Consider the following 13,865-nt stretch of genomic DNA (forward strand, 5'->3'; position numbering starts at 1 on the left):
AAGCCTGAAAAACGCCGGTAATGGCGCAATTCTACCGCTCAGGCGCTCAGGTAGCGATCGATCAACGCCAGGCCGCTGGCCAGCACCAGCCAGGTGACCAGGCGAACGAAAGCCTCACGCGACAACCGGTTGGTCAGCCGGCGCCCCACCCAGAGGCCGACGAACATGACTGGCAGCAAGCAGGCGGCGAGCAGCAGCAGGCTTTGGTCGGCATAGACACCGGCGATCAGGAACAGCGAAAGGCGCACTACGGTACTGCAACTGATCAGCGCACTCTGGGTGGCGCGAACCTGTTCCTTTACCTCCAGCCGTGCGCTCAGGTAAAGCGCATAAAGAAACCCGCCACTGCCGAACAGCGCCCCGAACAATCCGCCTGCCGTACCCATCGGCACCGCCCACAAGCCTGACAGGGTGGCCGGCCGGGCCTTCACTGCCAGCCCGTATAACGCATAGGCGGTCACGAACACGCCCATCAACAGCAGCAAAAGGTCGGATTTCAGTTGCAGCAGGAACACCACGCCCAACGTGCAGCCCAGGGCCATGAACGGTAACAGCCGCAACAACTCGCTGCGCACCACATCCCGGCGCGACGGCAGCAGGTTGCCGAACGCGGCAACGAAGTCCAGCAGCACCAGTAGCGGGATGATGCGCGACAACGGCATGAAATGGATCAATATCGGCCCGGCCACCAGCGCGGTACCGAAACCGGCAATGCCGAATACGACATAAGCAACGCCGACACCCAGCAGGATGGGTAGCCAATCGAGGCCGGAAAACGACAGTTGGGCGAGCATGGCAGCGGTTCCTGGGAAGACAGGCAAAGATTAGCCAGACACGAGCCATGCCGACTAATATGCCTTTACTGTCAAACCCATCTCAAAAAGGCATGGCATGACCTCGATCCGCCAGTTGCGTTACTTCGTTGAAATCGCCGAGTGCGGCAGTTTCAGCGCTGCCGCCGAACGGCTGTACATCGCCCAGTCGGCGCTTAGCCGGCAGATCAAGGAGCTGGAGCAGCAACTGGGCACGCCGCTGTTCGAACGCACCGCGCGCCTGCCACGCCTGACACTGGCCGGCGAAGCATTGCTTGAACGGGCGCGGCGCTTGCTGGCCGACCTTGCACAAGCCGAGCGGGTAACCCGCGACATTGGCGAGGGGTTGCAAGGCAGTCTGCGCCTGAACCATTCCAGTACCGTGCCGCTGACCGGCACGCTGCTGGCTCGCCTGGCCGACTACCTGAAAGACAACCCGGGGGTTTCGCTGGAGATTGCGCAGCAGTCTTCGGAGGCACAGCTGGAAGATATTGCTGCCGGGCGGCTGGATATCGGCCTGCTGCGGTTGCCGGTGCTGCGTCAGCACGAAGGTGTGGTGCTGCATGAACTGTTCAGCGAACCCTTGTTGCTGGCGGTCGCTGCCGGGCACCCCTTGGCCAGCGCGCCACGGGTGAAACTGGAGCAGCTGAGGGAAGAGCGCTTCATTTCCATCCCGCACCGGGACCGTGGCGGGCTGAGTTACCTGTCGGCTTCGCTGTGCATGGAGGCAGGCTTCTTCCCACAAGCGGCGCAGGTGCTGTCGCGCAAGACCACGCAGTTGCAGCTGATTCAGGCGGGGTTCGGGGTGGCGCTGTTGCCGCAGTGCATGCGTGAGATTGCGCCGGCTTCAGTCAGCTTCGTGGCGCTGGACGGTGATTGCCAGAGCACAGTGGCACTGGCCTGTCGTCGCGATGCAGGGCAGATGGTGCGGCAGTTCGTGGCGACGATGCAGGGCTGAAGGCACCGGCTGCGATCTTGTGGGAGCGGCCTTGCGTGGCGAAAGGGCTGCGAAGCGGCCCCAGGTTTTCAGCTTCGCCGCATGAAGTGCCGGGGCCGCGTTGCGGCCCTTTCGCGACGTAAGGCCGCCTCCACAAGGATTGGGTCAAGGCTGGCAGTAGGGGCAAGACAGACAACCGGGGCCGATGTCCTTTATGATGCCTGCCATGATCAAAGACCCCTTCGAACGACTCGGCCTGGACCGTGAGGTCCTTACCGTCAGCCAACTCAACGGCCGCGCCCGCGTGCTGCTGGAAGACGTGTTCCGCAGCGTCTGGGTGGAAGGCGAAATCTCCAACCTTGCCCGCCCGGCATCCGGCCACATGTACTTCACCCTCAAGGACAGCGGCGCTCAGGTGCGTTGCGCGCTGTTCCGGCAGAACGCCACGCGGGTGCGCCAGGCGCTGCGCGACGGCCTGGCGGTGCGGGTACGCGGTAAGGTTTCGCTGTTTGAAGGGCGTGGCGACTACCAGCTGATCCTCGACACCGTCGAGCCGGCCGGCGACGGCGCACTGCGCCTGGCCTTCGAGGCGCTGAAGGAAAAGCTCAGTGCCGAGGGGCTGTTCAGCGCCGAACGCAAAAAACCGCTACCGGCCCACCCTCAACGTATCGGCATCATCAGCTCGCCTACCGGCGCCGTGATCCGCGACATCATCAGCGTGTTCGGCCGCCGCGCTCCACAAGTGGAGCTGAACCTGATTCCCACGGCGGTGCAGGGCCGTGAAGCCATCGCGCAGATCGTGCGCGCCATTCGCCTGGCCGACAGCCTTGGTTTCGACGCGCTGATACTGGCCCGCGGTGGTGGTTCGCTCGAAGACCTGTGGTGCTTCAACGAAGAAGCCGTGGCGCGTGCCGTAGCCGCCTGCGTCACCCCTATCGTCAGCGCCGTGGGCCATGAAACCGATGTATCGATCAGCGACTTCGTTGCCGACGTACGGGCACCCACGCCGTCTGCCGCCGCGGAGTTGCTGGCCCCCGACAACAGTGGCTTGCAGCAACGGCTGGACGGCCTGCAGCGGCGCCTGCTGCTGCGCATGCAGAACCGCCTGACCCATGACCGGCTGCGCCTGGAATCACTGACCCGGCGCCTGCGCCACCCGGGCGAACGCCTGCGCCAGCAGGCCCAGCGCCTGGACGACCTGGACATGCGCCTGCGCCGCGCTTTCATGCTCAGCCTCAATCAGCGCCGCGAGCGCGTGGCACGCATGGACACGCGCCTGGCCGCGCAGCACCCGGGGCGCAACCTGAAATTGCTGAGCCAGCGCCTGGACAGCCTGGCCGAGCGCCTGCCACGGGCCATGCGCGAGGTGCTGAAAGACCGCCGCCAACGCTTCCAGGCCCAACTGCAAACCCTGCAGGTGGTGAGCCCGCTGGCCACCCTCGCCCGCGGCTACAGCATCCTGCTGGACGACCAGGGCCAGGCCATTCGCAGTGCCGAACAGACCCGCAATGGCCAGCGCCTGACCGCCCGCCTGAACGAAGGCGAACTGCAGGTGCGGGTCGAAGACAACCACCTGACCCCGGTCACCCTCTCATTACTGGACTGACACATGCCCCGCCTGCTCGCGCCCCTGCTCGCCCTCTCCCTCGTGCTGCTCGCCGGCGGCGCCCAGGCCAGCTATATCACCCGCACACTGAACAAGCCGGTGCCGGGTGGCGTGGCGGTGGTTGACCTGGGCCCCGCCACAAGCGCGCCCAGCGCCCGTTTCGACGGCAAGCCGGTGCTGGTGGTGAAGGAGCAGGACAACTGGCTGGCCATCGTCGGCATCCCGCTGACCCAGAAGCCCGGCACTGCCGTGCTGAGCCAGGACGGCCGCACCCTGCCCTTCAGCGTCGGGAGCAAGAAATACCCTGAACAGCGCATCACGCTGAAGAACACTCGCCAGGTCAACCCGAACCCGGCCGACCTCAAGCGCATCGACCGCGAGCTGGCCGAACAGATCAAGGCCTACCGCAGCTTCAGCCCGACCCTGCCAAGCAACCTGGTCCTCGACAAGCCGGTCAACGGCCCGCTGTCGAGCAAATTCGGCGTGCGCCGCTTCTTCAACGGTGAAGAGCGCAACCCGCATGCCGGGCTGGACTTTGCAGTGCCAGCGGGAACACCGATCAAGACACCGGCCAATGGCAAGGTGATCCTGGTGGGGGATTACTTCTTCAATGGCCGCACGGTGTTCGTCGACCATGGGCAGGGCTTTATCAGCATGTTCTGCCACATGTCGAAGATCGATGTGCAGGTGGGGCAATCACTGCGCCGTGGCGAGGTGGTCGGTCGCGTGGGCTCGACCGGGCGGGCAACCGGGCCGCACATGCACTGGAACGTCAGCCTGAATGATGCGCGGGTGGACCCGGCTATTTTCATCGGCGCGTTCCAACCCTGAGACCTGCGCTGCCTATGCTGGCCTCTTCGCGGGTAAACCCGCTCCCATAGGTACGACGTAGCTTTCAAATGCGGCGCGATCCCTGTTGGAGCGGGTTTACCCGCGAAGAGGCCAGCACAGGCAGCCCCCTTACCACTGGGTTGCGCCATCGAAATATACCGCGCAAAAATCACGAAACACTCAACAAATTACAGCCATAAAATCTCGCCTAATCGCTTTTTTTAAGCATTCCTCTCAATTTTTTCTGGACACTTGCCATCCCTGACCTCTCTGGTTAGGGTTGAGGGCATGAAAACCTTCAGCACCCTCATCCTGCTCCGACAACATCGCAGCCTCTGCCTGGTCAGCGCCCGACTACCAGGCTGAATCGCGTCGCCTCGCCTCTTCATCTCGTTATCGCTCGGCAGGCCCGATCTCGGCCGCACACAAAAGGATTGCTTCCATGACCATGCTCAAAGACCCTTCGAAGAAATACCGCGCCTTTCCGACCATCGACCTGCCTGACCGTACCTGGCCGTCGAAGACCATCACCGCCGCGCCGATCTGGTGCAGCTCCGACCTGCGTGATGGCAACCAGTCGCTGATCGAGCCGATGGATTCGGAGAAGAAACTGCGCTTCTGGAAGACCCTGGTGCAGGTGGGCGTGAAGGAAATCGAAGCGTCGTTCCCGTCTGCCTCGCAGACCGATTTCGACTTCGTTCGCACCCTGATCGAGGACGGCCACATCCCGGACGACACCACCATCCAGGTGCTCACCCAGGCCCGTGAAGACCTGATCGCACGCACCTTCGAATCGCTGCGCGGTGCGAAGAAGGCCATCGTTCACCTGTACAACGCCACCAGCCCGTCGTTCCGCCGCATTGTCTTCAACCAGGACAAGCAAGGCGTAAAAGACATCGCGGTGAACGCCGCCAAGCTGTTCGTCAAGTACGCTGCCCAGCAGCCGGAAACCCAGTGGACCTTCCAGTACTCGCCAGAAACCTTCAGCGCCACTGAAATGGAGTTCGCCAAGGAAGTCTGCGATGCAGTCATCGAGGTGTGGAACCCGACGCCTGAGCACAAGATCATCCTCAACCTGCCGGCCACGGTGGAAGTGTCCACGCCAAACATCTACGCCGACCAGATCGAGTGGTTCTGCCGCAATGTCAGCCGCCGCGACAGCGTGATCATCAGCCTGCACTGCCACAACGACCGTGGCACCGGTATTGCTGCCACCGAGCTGGGCCTGATGGCCGGCGCCGACCGCGCCGAAGGCTGCCTGTTCGGCAATGGCGAGCGTACCGGTAACGTCGACCTGGTGACCTTGGCCCTGAACCTCTACACCCAAGGCATCGACCCGTTGCTGGACTTCTCCGACATCGACGGCGTGCGCAAGGTGGTCGAAGAGTGCAACCAGCTGCCGGTGCACCCACGCCACCCGTACGTGGGCGACCTGGTCCATACTGCCTTCTCCGGCTCGCACCAGGATGCCATCCGCAAGGGTTTCGCCAAGCAGCAGGAAGGCGAACTGTGGGAGGTACCGTACCTGCCAATCGACCCGGCCGACATCGGCCGCAGCTACGAGGCGGTTATCCGCGTCAACAGCCAGTCGGGTAAAGGCGGCATCACCTACCTGCTCGAACAGGAATATGGCATCAGCCTGCCACGCCGCATGCAGATCGAGTTCAGCCAGGTGGTTCAGGGTGAAACCGACCGCCTCGGCCTGGAAATGACCGCCCAGCAGATCTACAGCCTGCTGCACAAGGAATACCTCCAGGCCAACGCGCCATACGCGCTGGTCAGCCACCGCCTGCAGGAAGAAAACGGCCACAGCGCCGTGGAAGTGGAAGTTGCCGGTGAAGGCGAAACCACCCTGCACTGGCGCGGCAAGGGCAACGGTGCCCTCGAAGCCCTGGTAGCCGGCCTGCCGATTGCCGTGGAGATCATGGACTACAACGAGCACGCCATTGGCGCAGGCACCAATGCCAAGGCCGCAGCCTACATTGAACTGCGCGTGGCCGGTGGCCGCCCGGTGCATGGCGTGGGCATCGATGAAAACATCACCACGGCCAGCTTCAAGGCACTGTTCAGCGCGTTGAACCGCTCGCTGAGCCAGCAGGATGCCAAGGCAGCCTGAGCACGCTTGCGAAAAGAAAAAGCCCGCTGTTGAAAGCGGGCTTTTTCCATTATTCGGGGCAAAAAAAAAGGGGCGCCGACCAAGCGCCCCACAAGCCGTAAAGCACACAACAAATTCAGTTGGCGTCCAGCAGCGCCATCGCCTCGGCACTGCACGCTTCGATCCGCGCCCAATCACCGTTCTTGATCCAGCTGCTGTCGAGCATCCAGGTACCCCCCACGCACATTACATTGGGCAAGGCCATGTAGTTACGCACGTTGGCCGGGTTCACGCCGCCGGTTGGACAGAAGCGAATATCGCCGAACGGGCCACCAAAGGCCTTGATCGCCGCCACGCCGCCGCTGATTTCAGCCGGGAACAACTTGAACCGGCGGTAGCCCAAGGCATAGCCCATCATGATTTCGGATGGCGTACTGATGCCCGGCAGCAGCGGGATTTCACTGTCCACGCCCGCCTTCAGGATGTCCTGGGTAATGCCCGGGGTAACGACGAACTGTGCTCCGGCAGCCTCGACAGCGGCGAACATACTGCGGTCGAGCACGGTACCCGCGCCTACGCACAACTCCGGGCGCTGTTCACGCAGCACCTGAATGGCTTTGAGCCCATGCTGCGAACGCAGGGTCACTTCCAGGGTACGGATGCCACCGGCGGCCAGGGCATCGGCCAGCGGCAGGATGTCTTCCTCACGGGCGATGGTGATTACCGGCAGGATGCGCGCCTGTTCGCAAATGGCGTCGATCCGGGCGGCTTTGGCGGCCATCGAGAGCTTTGGCTGTGGGCGTTCGAGGGTGGTCATGACAGTGGATCCTTGGCTCATGGGCACCAGTAGATGTCCAGGGGGTCGTGAAGAAAAGCGCGAATCGGCATTTCAGTAAGGTCGTTGCCAGCCAGCGCGGCGCGCAGGGTAGCGAGTTTGCCCGGCCCTTGCACGGACAGCGCTGTGAAGGCGGCGCTGGCCAGCAGCGAGCGGGTCATCGACAGGCGCTGGTGCGGCACGCTCGGCGCCAGCAACGGCAGGCAGCGACGCCCGCTGGCGAGGTCCAGGCCTGCTTTCAGGTTTGGGCTGCCAGGGAACAGCGAGGCGGTATGGCCATCATCACCCATGCCCAGTACCAGCACGTCGATTGGCGGCAGTGCGAGCAGAGCCTGGTCGGCCTTGCCAGCTGCGGTATCGAGGTTGTCCGCCTGCTGGTACAGGCCGACAAAGCGGGCCTTGGCTGCCGCGCCTTTGAGCAGATGGCGGGCCAACAGCCCGGCGTTGCTGTCAGCGTGCTCCACCGGCACCCAGCGCTCATCGGCCAGGCTGACGGTGACCTTGGCCCAGTCCAGGGTTTCACTGGCCAACTGCTCAAGGAATGGCACCGGGCTGCGGCCACCCGACAGCACCACGCAGGCCTGGCCCTTGGCAGCAATCGCTGCACGAAGGCGTTCGGCAACATCATGGGCCAGGGTGGCAGCCAACGCCTTGGCATCCGCCAGGTCGTGAACCTTCACAGTCGCTGGAAAATTCAATTCAGATATCTCCATACCACGCCCTCCCATCGCGTGTGATCAAAGCTATCGAGCTCATCGGCCCCCAGGAGCCCGCCGCGTAAGGCTTGGGCGCATCGCCTGCATTACGCCAGCCGGCAATCAACTGGTCGCACCACTTCCAGGCATATTCGATTTCGTCCTTGCGCACGAACAGGTTCTGGTTACCGCGCATCACTTCGAGCAACAGGCGTTCGTAAGCGTCCGGAATCCGCGTGCTGCGCCAGGTGTCGGAAAAATTAAGCTGCAACGGGCCGCTGCGCAGTTGCATGCCTTTGTCCAGGCCCTGCTCCTTGGTCATCACCCGTAAAGAAATACCCTCGTCCGGTTGCAGGCGGATGATCAGCTTGTTGCCGACTTGCAAACGCTGTTCCGGGGCAAAGATGTAGTGGGGCGTTTCCTTGAAGTGAATGACGATCTGCGACAGCTTCTGCGGCATGCGCTTGCCGGTACGCAGGTAGAACGGCACGCCCGACCAGCGCCAGTTGCGGATGTCGGCACGCAGGGCGACGAAGGTTTCCGTGTCGCTGCTGGCGTTGGCGTTGTCTTCTTCCAGGTAACCCGGCACCGGCTTGCCCTCGCTGTAGCCGGCAATGTACTGACCACGCACCACTCGGGTGCTCAAACCCTCGCCAGTGATCGGTGCCAGGGCCTTGAGCACCTTCACCTTTTCGTCACGAATGGCATCGGCGGACAGCTCGCTCGGCGGGTCCATGGCGATCAGGCACAGTAACTGCAACAGGTGGTTCTGGATCATGTCGCGCAACTGGCCAGCCTTGTCGAAATAGCCCCAGCGGCCTTCGATACCCACCTTTTCGGCCACGGTGATCTCCACGTGGGAGATGGAATTCTGGTTCCACTGGGTTTCGAACAGGCTGTTGGCGAAGCGCAGCGCAATCAGGTTCTGTACCGTCTCCTTGCCCAGGTAGTGGTCGATGCGGTAAACCCGGTTTTCGGGGAAGAACCGTGCCACGGCATCGTTGACCCGGCGTGACGACTCCAGGTCGTGGCCGATGGGCTTTTCCAGCACCACCCGGGTACGCGGAGCCAGCCCGGCCTTGTCGAGGTTCTCGCAAATGGCCCCGTACACCGCTGCCGCCGTGGCGAAGTAAGCGATCAGCGGCAGTTCGCCCGGCAGCTGCTCGGCCAGTGCCTGGTAACCCTCGGGTTGCAGAAAGTCGAGGTGCTGGTAGCTCAACCGGGCCAGGAAACGGCCTAATGCAGCAGGCTCGATATCGGCCTCGGGCACATGCCGGCGCAAGTGGGCTTCGATGCTGTTCAGGTGCTCCTGTGCGCTGCCTGCCTCGCGGGCCAGCGCCAGCAGGCGCGTGTCGGGGTGCAGCAGGTTAGCCCGGTCGAGCTGGTAGAGCGCAGGAAACAGCTTGCGCAATGCCAGGTCACCGAGGGCGCCAAACAGGGCAAATGTGCAAGGTTCGACACTGATTGCAGCCATGATGTAGGTTCTTTCCTAAAGTTTGTCTAGGAATACCGCTTTCACATACGGTTTTCAAGGGATAATGTAGTAAAAACCACAACATTACACACAAGTATTACAGACAAGTGGTGCGCCATCCGCACCAACAGTACGATAGACGACCGTGCAAAAAGCCTGCTGCTTCGCCAGCCGGCTGTCTTCCCGACCCAAGGACACACCCATGGACCGCGTGCGAAACCTCCTGGAACAGATCCAGGGACGCCTCGACGAGCTGAACAAGGCCGAACGCAAAGTCGCCGAAGTCATCCTGCTCAACCCGCAACAAGCCACCCGTTTCAGCATTGCTGCGCTGGCACAGGCGGCCAAGGTCAGCGAACCGACCGTCAACCGCTTCTGCCGCTCGTTCGGCGTCAGCGGTTACCCCGAACTCAAGCTGCAGCTGGCGCAAAGCCTGGCCAGCGGCGCCGCTTACGTCAGCCGCGCGGTAGAGGCCGACGATGACCCGGCAGCCTACACCCAGAAAATCTTCGCCAGTGCCATCGCCTCGCTCGACGGCGCGTGCCAGCTACTGGACCCGCAGCAGGTCAGCCGTGCCGTGGACATGATGATCCAGGCCCGGCAGATCCACTTCTTCGGCCTGGGCGCCTCAGCCCCGGTGGCCCTGGATGCGCAGCACAAGTTCTTCCGCTTCAACCTGGCTGTATCGGCCCACGCCGATGTGCTGATGCAGCGCATGCTGGCCTCAGTGGCCCACACCGGCGACCTGTTCGTGATCATTTCCTACACCGGGCGCACCCGCGAACTGGTCGAAGTGGCCCGCCTGGCCCGCGAAAACGGCGCCTCGGTGCTGGGCCTGACTGCCGCCGGCTCGCCACTGGCCAATGCCTGCAGCCTGAGCCTGCACATTCCGTTGCCGGAAGACACCGACATCTACATGCCGATGACCTCACGGATCATCCAGCTGACCGTGCTCGATGTGCTGGCTACCGGCATGACCCTGCGCCGCGGCGTCGACTTCCAGCCACACCTGCGCAAGATCAAGGAAAGCCTGAACGCCAGCCGCTACCCGATCGAGGACGACGAACTCAACTGAGCCGGTGCGCCTGCAGGCGCAGGTGGGCACGCTGCCCCGGCGCCAGGCTCAGGCCCTCGCCACTGCCACTGGCGGCCTCGACGCAGACAAAACGCTGGCTTTCACGGCCAGTCACGCCCATCAACGGTCGGTTGCCCGGGTGCCAGACCACGGTGTCATCGCTGTCACCGGTGTCAATGCACAGCTCGCGTTGCCAGGCCGGGTCCTGCAACTGCACCCGCGGCGTGCCCGGGTAGACCTTCTGGCAGCCACCCTTGAGCTTCAGCGCGCCATCTTCACGGCAGGCCTGACGATTCAGGCGGTCATAACCTTCGATATCCTCCAGCCCGGACAGCGCTATCTCGGAGACGTCACTGATCCGCCAATAGGCCAGCAATGCATGGCTCAGCTGGCAAGGTTCGCTGTCCTGGTGCTCGGTACTCAGGCTCAGTTCCATACGGCTACCCAGGCTGGCGTGCAGGTCGACCTGCCAGTCGCACAGGTCCAGGCGCCACTTCAAGGTAACGCCTTCCTCGTCTTCGCGGCTGTCTACGAGCTTCCAGTCCAGCAAGCGCGCCCAGCCGTGGGCTGGCCACAGGTCCTCGCTGGGGTGGCGGCCATACCACGGCCAGCACACCGGCACCCCGCCACGGATCGCCCCCACCTGCGGCCACTGCTCGGCGCACCACAGCCACGGCCGCTCACCTGCCGGTTGAAAGTGCAGCAGTTGCGCGCCCTGGCGGCTGAATACCGCTTGGCAACGGGGGTGATCAATGATCAGCACATCGCGCTGCTGGTAACGCTCCCACTCGAATGTCGGCCTTGGCCGCTGCGAGGAAAAGAAGCGATGGAGCGGATGTTCTGGCATGGTTCAGAGCTCTTGTTGTTTGAGATAGCGCTGTCTCGGCCTATCCCCGACAACCACTGCAGGCCAGTGGGTGCCGGGAACCGAAAAGGGATTGGCGTAAATTTACAACAAATGGCCTCAGAATGACGACTGAATCTTCAAGCCTGCGACCAGCGCGTTGTCCACTTCATCCACCCCGCCCGGGCTCTTGATGTACTGCAGGTTGGGCCGCACGGTCAGCCAGTTGGTGACGTGGAAGCCGTAGTAGAGCTCGGCGTTGTACTCGGTGCGCTGCAGCGGCACGAAGCCTGGGTTGTCGTAATCGTTGATGCCGCTCTGGGCATTGAGCAGTTCGGCGCGTTTTTTCACGTCGTCATTCACATGAATACGCGCCACCCCGAAACCGATGTCATCCTTGGGCCGGGCGTCGAAGGCGCCTTTGTAGACCAACCCCACCTGCTGGTAGTTGTCGACCACGTTGGTGGCCTTGTCGTGCACGGTGAAGTTGGCGAACAGGCTCAGGCCACGGTTGACGTCGCCACCATGGGCAGTGACCTGCTGCTGCGCCACTACCCACCAACCATGCTTGCTGGAATGCGACTTGAAGGCTCCGCCACTCAGCGCCTGCGGGTTGCCGTTGACGTCGTCGAACACATCGTCGGCCTTGGCCGTGCTGTAGTAGTAACCCAGGCGGTACTCACCCGGCAGGCCGTTGACCTTGGGCGACCACACCGCCTCCACCGGCAGGATTGCCCCCTTGGTGCCGCTGCCGCTGAGCTTGAAGCCGTTGCCGGTTTCCAGGTTGGAGGGGTTCTGCTCGAAGGCGCCGACCTGTACGAAGAATTCCGGGGTGATGTTGTATTTCACCCGCAGCGCCCACTGGCTGACCGGCCAGTTGTACCAGATGCCGCCCACCCAGTTGCCCACCTGAGAGCCGCAGAAGGCCAGGTTCTGGAAGTCGCAAGGGAAGCTGTTGAAGTCCTCGCCCTCGCCGAAGCGGCCGAATTTGACGTCCAGGGCACCGTCGAAATACTTCTGCTTGAACCACATCTGGGTCAGACGCCAGGTCTGTCCTCGGCCCCACACTTCCTGCACCGAGCTGAACTGCCCGGCGCGCGGGTCGCTGATACGGTCGTTGGACAGGTTGCGGCCGCTGCGCTCGGTGATCGCCAGCTTGAACTCGGCATCGTGCCAACCAAAGATCTTCTGCAGGTCCAGGTGTGCGCCAAGGGCGAACTGGTCGCTGTAGCGTGCAGTCTTGTCGTCGTTGTAGCCACCGTGCAGGTTGCCGGCTACCTCGCCGACGTAGTCGAGGGTGAAGTCGTAGCCCTTCTCCAGCAACTCGGTACGGGTGCCGCCCCAATCGCCGGTCATCCACTTCGATTCACTGGAAAAAGCCTCGGCAGCCTGCGCGCCGCTGCTGCCGACAACGGCGAGCAAAGCCAGCGAGCCCAATGTCCTGATACGTTTGCGCTGTTCCATCCCTATGCGTCCTCTTTTTTCTTATTGATGGTGTAGACGAGTCAACGGCCTTTGAAGTGAGCCACGTTGTCCTTTGCGGTTGCGTCCGTGCTGGCCAGGCGTATGCGCTCGCCACTGTCGGCGTCGAACAGCAGCACCCGGGCCGGGTCGAATTGCAGGTTGAGGGTGTCACCCACGCGGCACGCCACATCCGGCGCCAGGCGGCAGCACACCTTGGTCTGGTTGAGCGTGACGAACACCAGCAGGTCCGGCCCGGTAGGTTCGGTTACCTGCACCTCGGCACGAATGCCCGGCAGGCCGTTGCACTCGCCGTCGCCCAGGGCGATCTGCTCGGGGCGGATGCCAAGGATGAGGTCGCGGCCATCCAGCTCGCCATCGGCCACCCCCAAGGGCAGCTCACAGCGCGCCTGGCCACTGTCAAGCACGGCCAGCAGGCGCCCCTGCTGTTGCGTGAGGCGCACCGGGATGAAGTTCATCGGCGGCGAACCGATGAAGCTGGCCACAAACTGGTTGGCCGGGTCGTTGTAGATCTGCTGCGGGGTGCCGAACTGCTGGATGATGCCGTCCTTCATCACCGCCACCTTGTCACCCAGGGTCATGGCCTCGATCTGGTCATGGGTGACGTACACGGTGGTGGTCTTCAGGCGCTGGTGCATCAGTTTCATTTCGGTGCGCATCTCGACCCGCAGCTTGGCATCGAGGTTGGACAGCGGCTCATCGAACAGGTAGATCTTCGGCCGCCGCGCCAGCGCCCGGCCCATGGCTACCCGTTGCTGCTGACCACCGGACAGCTGTGCCGGCTTGCGCGCCAGCAGGTGCTCGATCTGCAGCAGCTTGGCGACCCGCGTCACTTCTTCATCGATGGCCGCCTGCGGCATCTTGCGGATCCTCAGGCCAAATTCGATGTTCTCGCGCACGCTCATGGTCGGGTACAGCGCGTAGGACTGGAACACCATGGCGATGTCACGGTCCTTGGGGCTCATGCCACTGACGTCCTGCTCGTCGATGAGGATCGCACCGCCGGTGATCTGCTCCAGGCCGGCGATGCAGTTCATCAAGGTCGATTTGCCACAGCCAGAGGGGCCGACCAGGATCAGGAACTCGCCATCTTTGATCGACAGCTGGATGTCCTTGAGGGTGTCCGGCAGGCCGCTGCCGTAGGTCTTGTTCACATTGCGAAGTTCGAGCGTTGCCATG

12 protein-coding genes are annotated in these 13,865 nt (G+C 63.0%); 5 read left to right on the top strand and 7 right to left on the bottom strand.

Annotated elements, in window-relative coordinates; translation table 11 throughout:
- Positions 1 to 38: 38 nt before the first annotated feature.
- On the bottom strand, positions 39 to 794 hold the full coding sequence (locus J3A71_RS23865; RefSeq protein ID WP_209953357.1) for a sulfite exporter TauE/SafE family protein: 756 nt from the start codon (positions 792 to 794) through the stop codon (positions 39 to 41).
- Between the two features lie 97 nt (positions 795 to 891).
- Here J3A71_RS23865 and J3A71_RS23870 point away from each other — a divergent pair, with 97 nt between their 5' ends.
- The 4 genes from J3A71_RS23870 (at position 892) to leuA (ending at position 6,302) form a co-directional block, all read left to right on the top strand.
- Positions 892 to 1,770 (top strand): LysR substrate-binding domain-containing protein, encoded by an 879-nt coding sequence (locus J3A71_RS23870; protein ID WP_016485106.1) that lies wholly within the window; start codon positions 892 to 894, stop codon positions 1,768 to 1,770.
- A 205-nt stretch (positions 1,771 to 1,975) separates the two neighbouring features.
- Positions 1,976 to 3,355 (top strand): exodeoxyribonuclease VII large subunit, encoded by a 1,380-nt coding sequence (gene xseA, locus J3A71_RS23875; protein ID WP_024717654.1) that lies wholly within the window; start codon positions 1,976 to 1,978, stop codon positions 3,353 to 3,355.
- Positions 3,356 to 3,358: 3 nt separating this feature from the next.
- On the top strand, positions 3,359 to 4,186 hold the full coding sequence (locus J3A71_RS23880; protein WP_016485104.1) for a M23 family metallopeptidase: 828 nt from the start codon (positions 3,359 to 3,361) through the stop codon (positions 4,184 to 4,186).
- A gap of 442 nt (positions 4,187 to 4,628) precedes the next feature.
- The gene (gene leuA, locus J3A71_RS23885) at positions 4,629 to 6,302 is read left to right on the top strand and encodes a 2-isopropylmalate synthase (protein WP_023048427.1); all 1,674 of its coding nucleotides are present in this window, start codon (positions 4,629 to 4,631) and stop codon (positions 6,300 to 6,302) included.
- 115 nt (positions 6,303 to 6,417) lie between these two features.
- On the opposite strand, the gene J3A71_RS23890 is transcribed toward leuA, so the two are convergent.
- From J3A71_RS23890 to zwf, 3 genes are read right to left on the bottom strand one after another with little or no spacing between them, the layout of a single operon-like run.
- The gene (locus tag J3A71_RS23890) at positions 6,418 to 7,098 is read right to left on the bottom strand and encodes a bifunctional 4-hydroxy-2-oxoglutarate aldolase/2-dehydro-3-deoxy-phosphogluconate aldolase (RefSeq protein WP_016485102.1); all 681 of its coding nucleotides are present in this window, start codon (positions 7,096 to 7,098) and stop codon (positions 6,418 to 6,420) included.
- A gap of 17 nt (positions 7,099 to 7,115) precedes the next feature.
- The gene (gene pgl / locus J3A71_RS23895) at positions 7,116 to 7,829 is read right to left on the bottom strand and encodes a 6-phosphogluconolactonase (RefSeq protein ID WP_023048429.1); all 714 of its coding nucleotides are present in this window, start codon (positions 7,827 to 7,829) and stop codon (positions 7,116 to 7,118) included.
- Positions 7,816 to 9,285: a glucose-6-phosphate dehydrogenase gene (gene zwf / locus J3A71_RS23900; protein WP_016485100.1), complete on the bottom strand. Its 1,470-nt coding sequence runs from the start codon at positions 9,283 to 9,285 to the stop codon at positions 7,816 to 7,818. The genes pgl and zwf overlap by 14 nt, the downstream gene beginning before the upstream one ends.
- 211 nt (positions 9,286 to 9,496) lie before the next feature.
- Here zwf and hexR point away from each other — a divergent pair, with 211 nt between their 5' ends.
- A complete protein-coding gene (hexR, locus tag J3A71_RS23905; protein ID WP_172455959.1) occupies positions 9,497 to 10,360 on the top strand; it encodes a DNA-binding transcriptional regulator HexR in 864 nt (287 codons plus the stop codon).
- Here the strand turns inward: hexR and J3A71_RS23910 are convergent.
- The 3 genes from J3A71_RS23910 to ugpC form a co-directional block, all read right to left on the bottom strand.
- The gene (locus J3A71_RS23910; protein WP_209953359.1) at positions 10,353 to 11,207 is read right to left on the bottom strand and encodes a D-hexose-6-phosphate mutarotase; all 855 of its coding nucleotides are present in this window, start codon (positions 11,205 to 11,207) and stop codon (positions 10,353 to 10,355) included. The genes hexR and J3A71_RS23910 overlap by 8 nt on opposite strands.
- Positions 11,208 to 11,324: 117 nt before the next feature.
- Positions 11,325 to 12,668 carry a carbohydrate porin gene (locus J3A71_RS23915; protein WP_209953361.1) on the bottom strand — a complete coding sequence of 448 codons (1,344 nt, stop codon included), beginning with the start codon at positions 12,666 to 12,668 and terminating at the stop codon, positions 11,325 to 11,327.
- A 41-nt stretch (positions 12,669 to 12,709) separates the two neighbouring features.
- Positions 12,710 to 13,864 (bottom strand): sn-glycerol-3-phosphate ABC transporter ATP-binding protein UgpC, encoded by a 1,155-nt coding sequence (gene ugpC, locus J3A71_RS23920; protein ID WP_209953363.1) that lies wholly within the window; start codon positions 13,862 to 13,864, stop codon positions 12,710 to 12,712.
- Between the last annotated feature and the right edge of the window lies 1 nt (position 13,865).

This window comes from Pseudomonas sp. PvP089 (genome assembly GCF_017875165.1).
GTDB classification, from domain to species: Bacteria; Pseudomonadota; Gammaproteobacteria; order Pseudomonadales; family Pseudomonadaceae; genus Aquipseudomonas; species Aquipseudomonas fortuita.

Coding starts and splice junctions, on each gene's coding strand:
- J3A71_RS23865 (WP_209953357.1), bottom strand. CDS start 794: ATGCTCGCCCAACTGTCGTTTTCCGGCCTCGATTGGCTACCCATCCTG.
- J3A71_RS23870 (WP_016485106.1), top strand. CDS start 892: ATGACCTCGATCCGCCAGTTGCGTTACTTCGTTGAAATCGCCGAGTGC.
- xseA (WP_024717654.1), top strand. CDS start 1,976: ATGATCAAAGACCCCTTCGAACGACTCGGCCTGGACCGTGAGGTCCTT.
- J3A71_RS23880 (WP_016485104.1), top strand. CDS start 3,359: ATGCCCCGCCTGCTCGCGCCCCTGCTCGCCCTCTCCCTCGTGCTGCTC.
- leuA (WP_023048427.1), top strand. CDS start 4,629: ATGACCATGCTCAAAGACCCTTCGAAGAAATACCGCGCCTTTCCGACC.
- J3A71_RS23890 (WP_016485102.1), bottom strand. CDS start 7,098: ATGACCACCCTCGAACGCCCACAGCCAAAGCTCTCGATGGCCGCCAAA.
- pgl (WP_023048429.1), bottom strand. CDS start 7,829: ATGGAGATATCTGAATTGAATTTTCCAGCGACTGTGAAGGTTCACGAC.
- zwf (WP_016485100.1), bottom strand. CDS start 9,285: ATGGCTGCAATCAGTGTCGAACCTTGCACATTTGCCCTGTTTGGCGCC.
- J3A71_RS23910 (WP_209953359.1), bottom strand. CDS start 11,207: ATGCCAGAACATCCGCTCCATCGCTTCTTTTCCTCGCAGCGGCCAAGG.
- J3A71_RS23915 (WP_209953361.1), bottom strand. CDS start 12,668: ATGGAACAGCGCAAACGTATCAGGACATTGGGCTCGCTGGCTTTGCTC.
- ugpC (WP_209953363.1), bottom strand. CDS start 13,864: ATGGCAACGCTCGAACTTCGCAATGTGAACAAGACCTACGGCAGCGGC.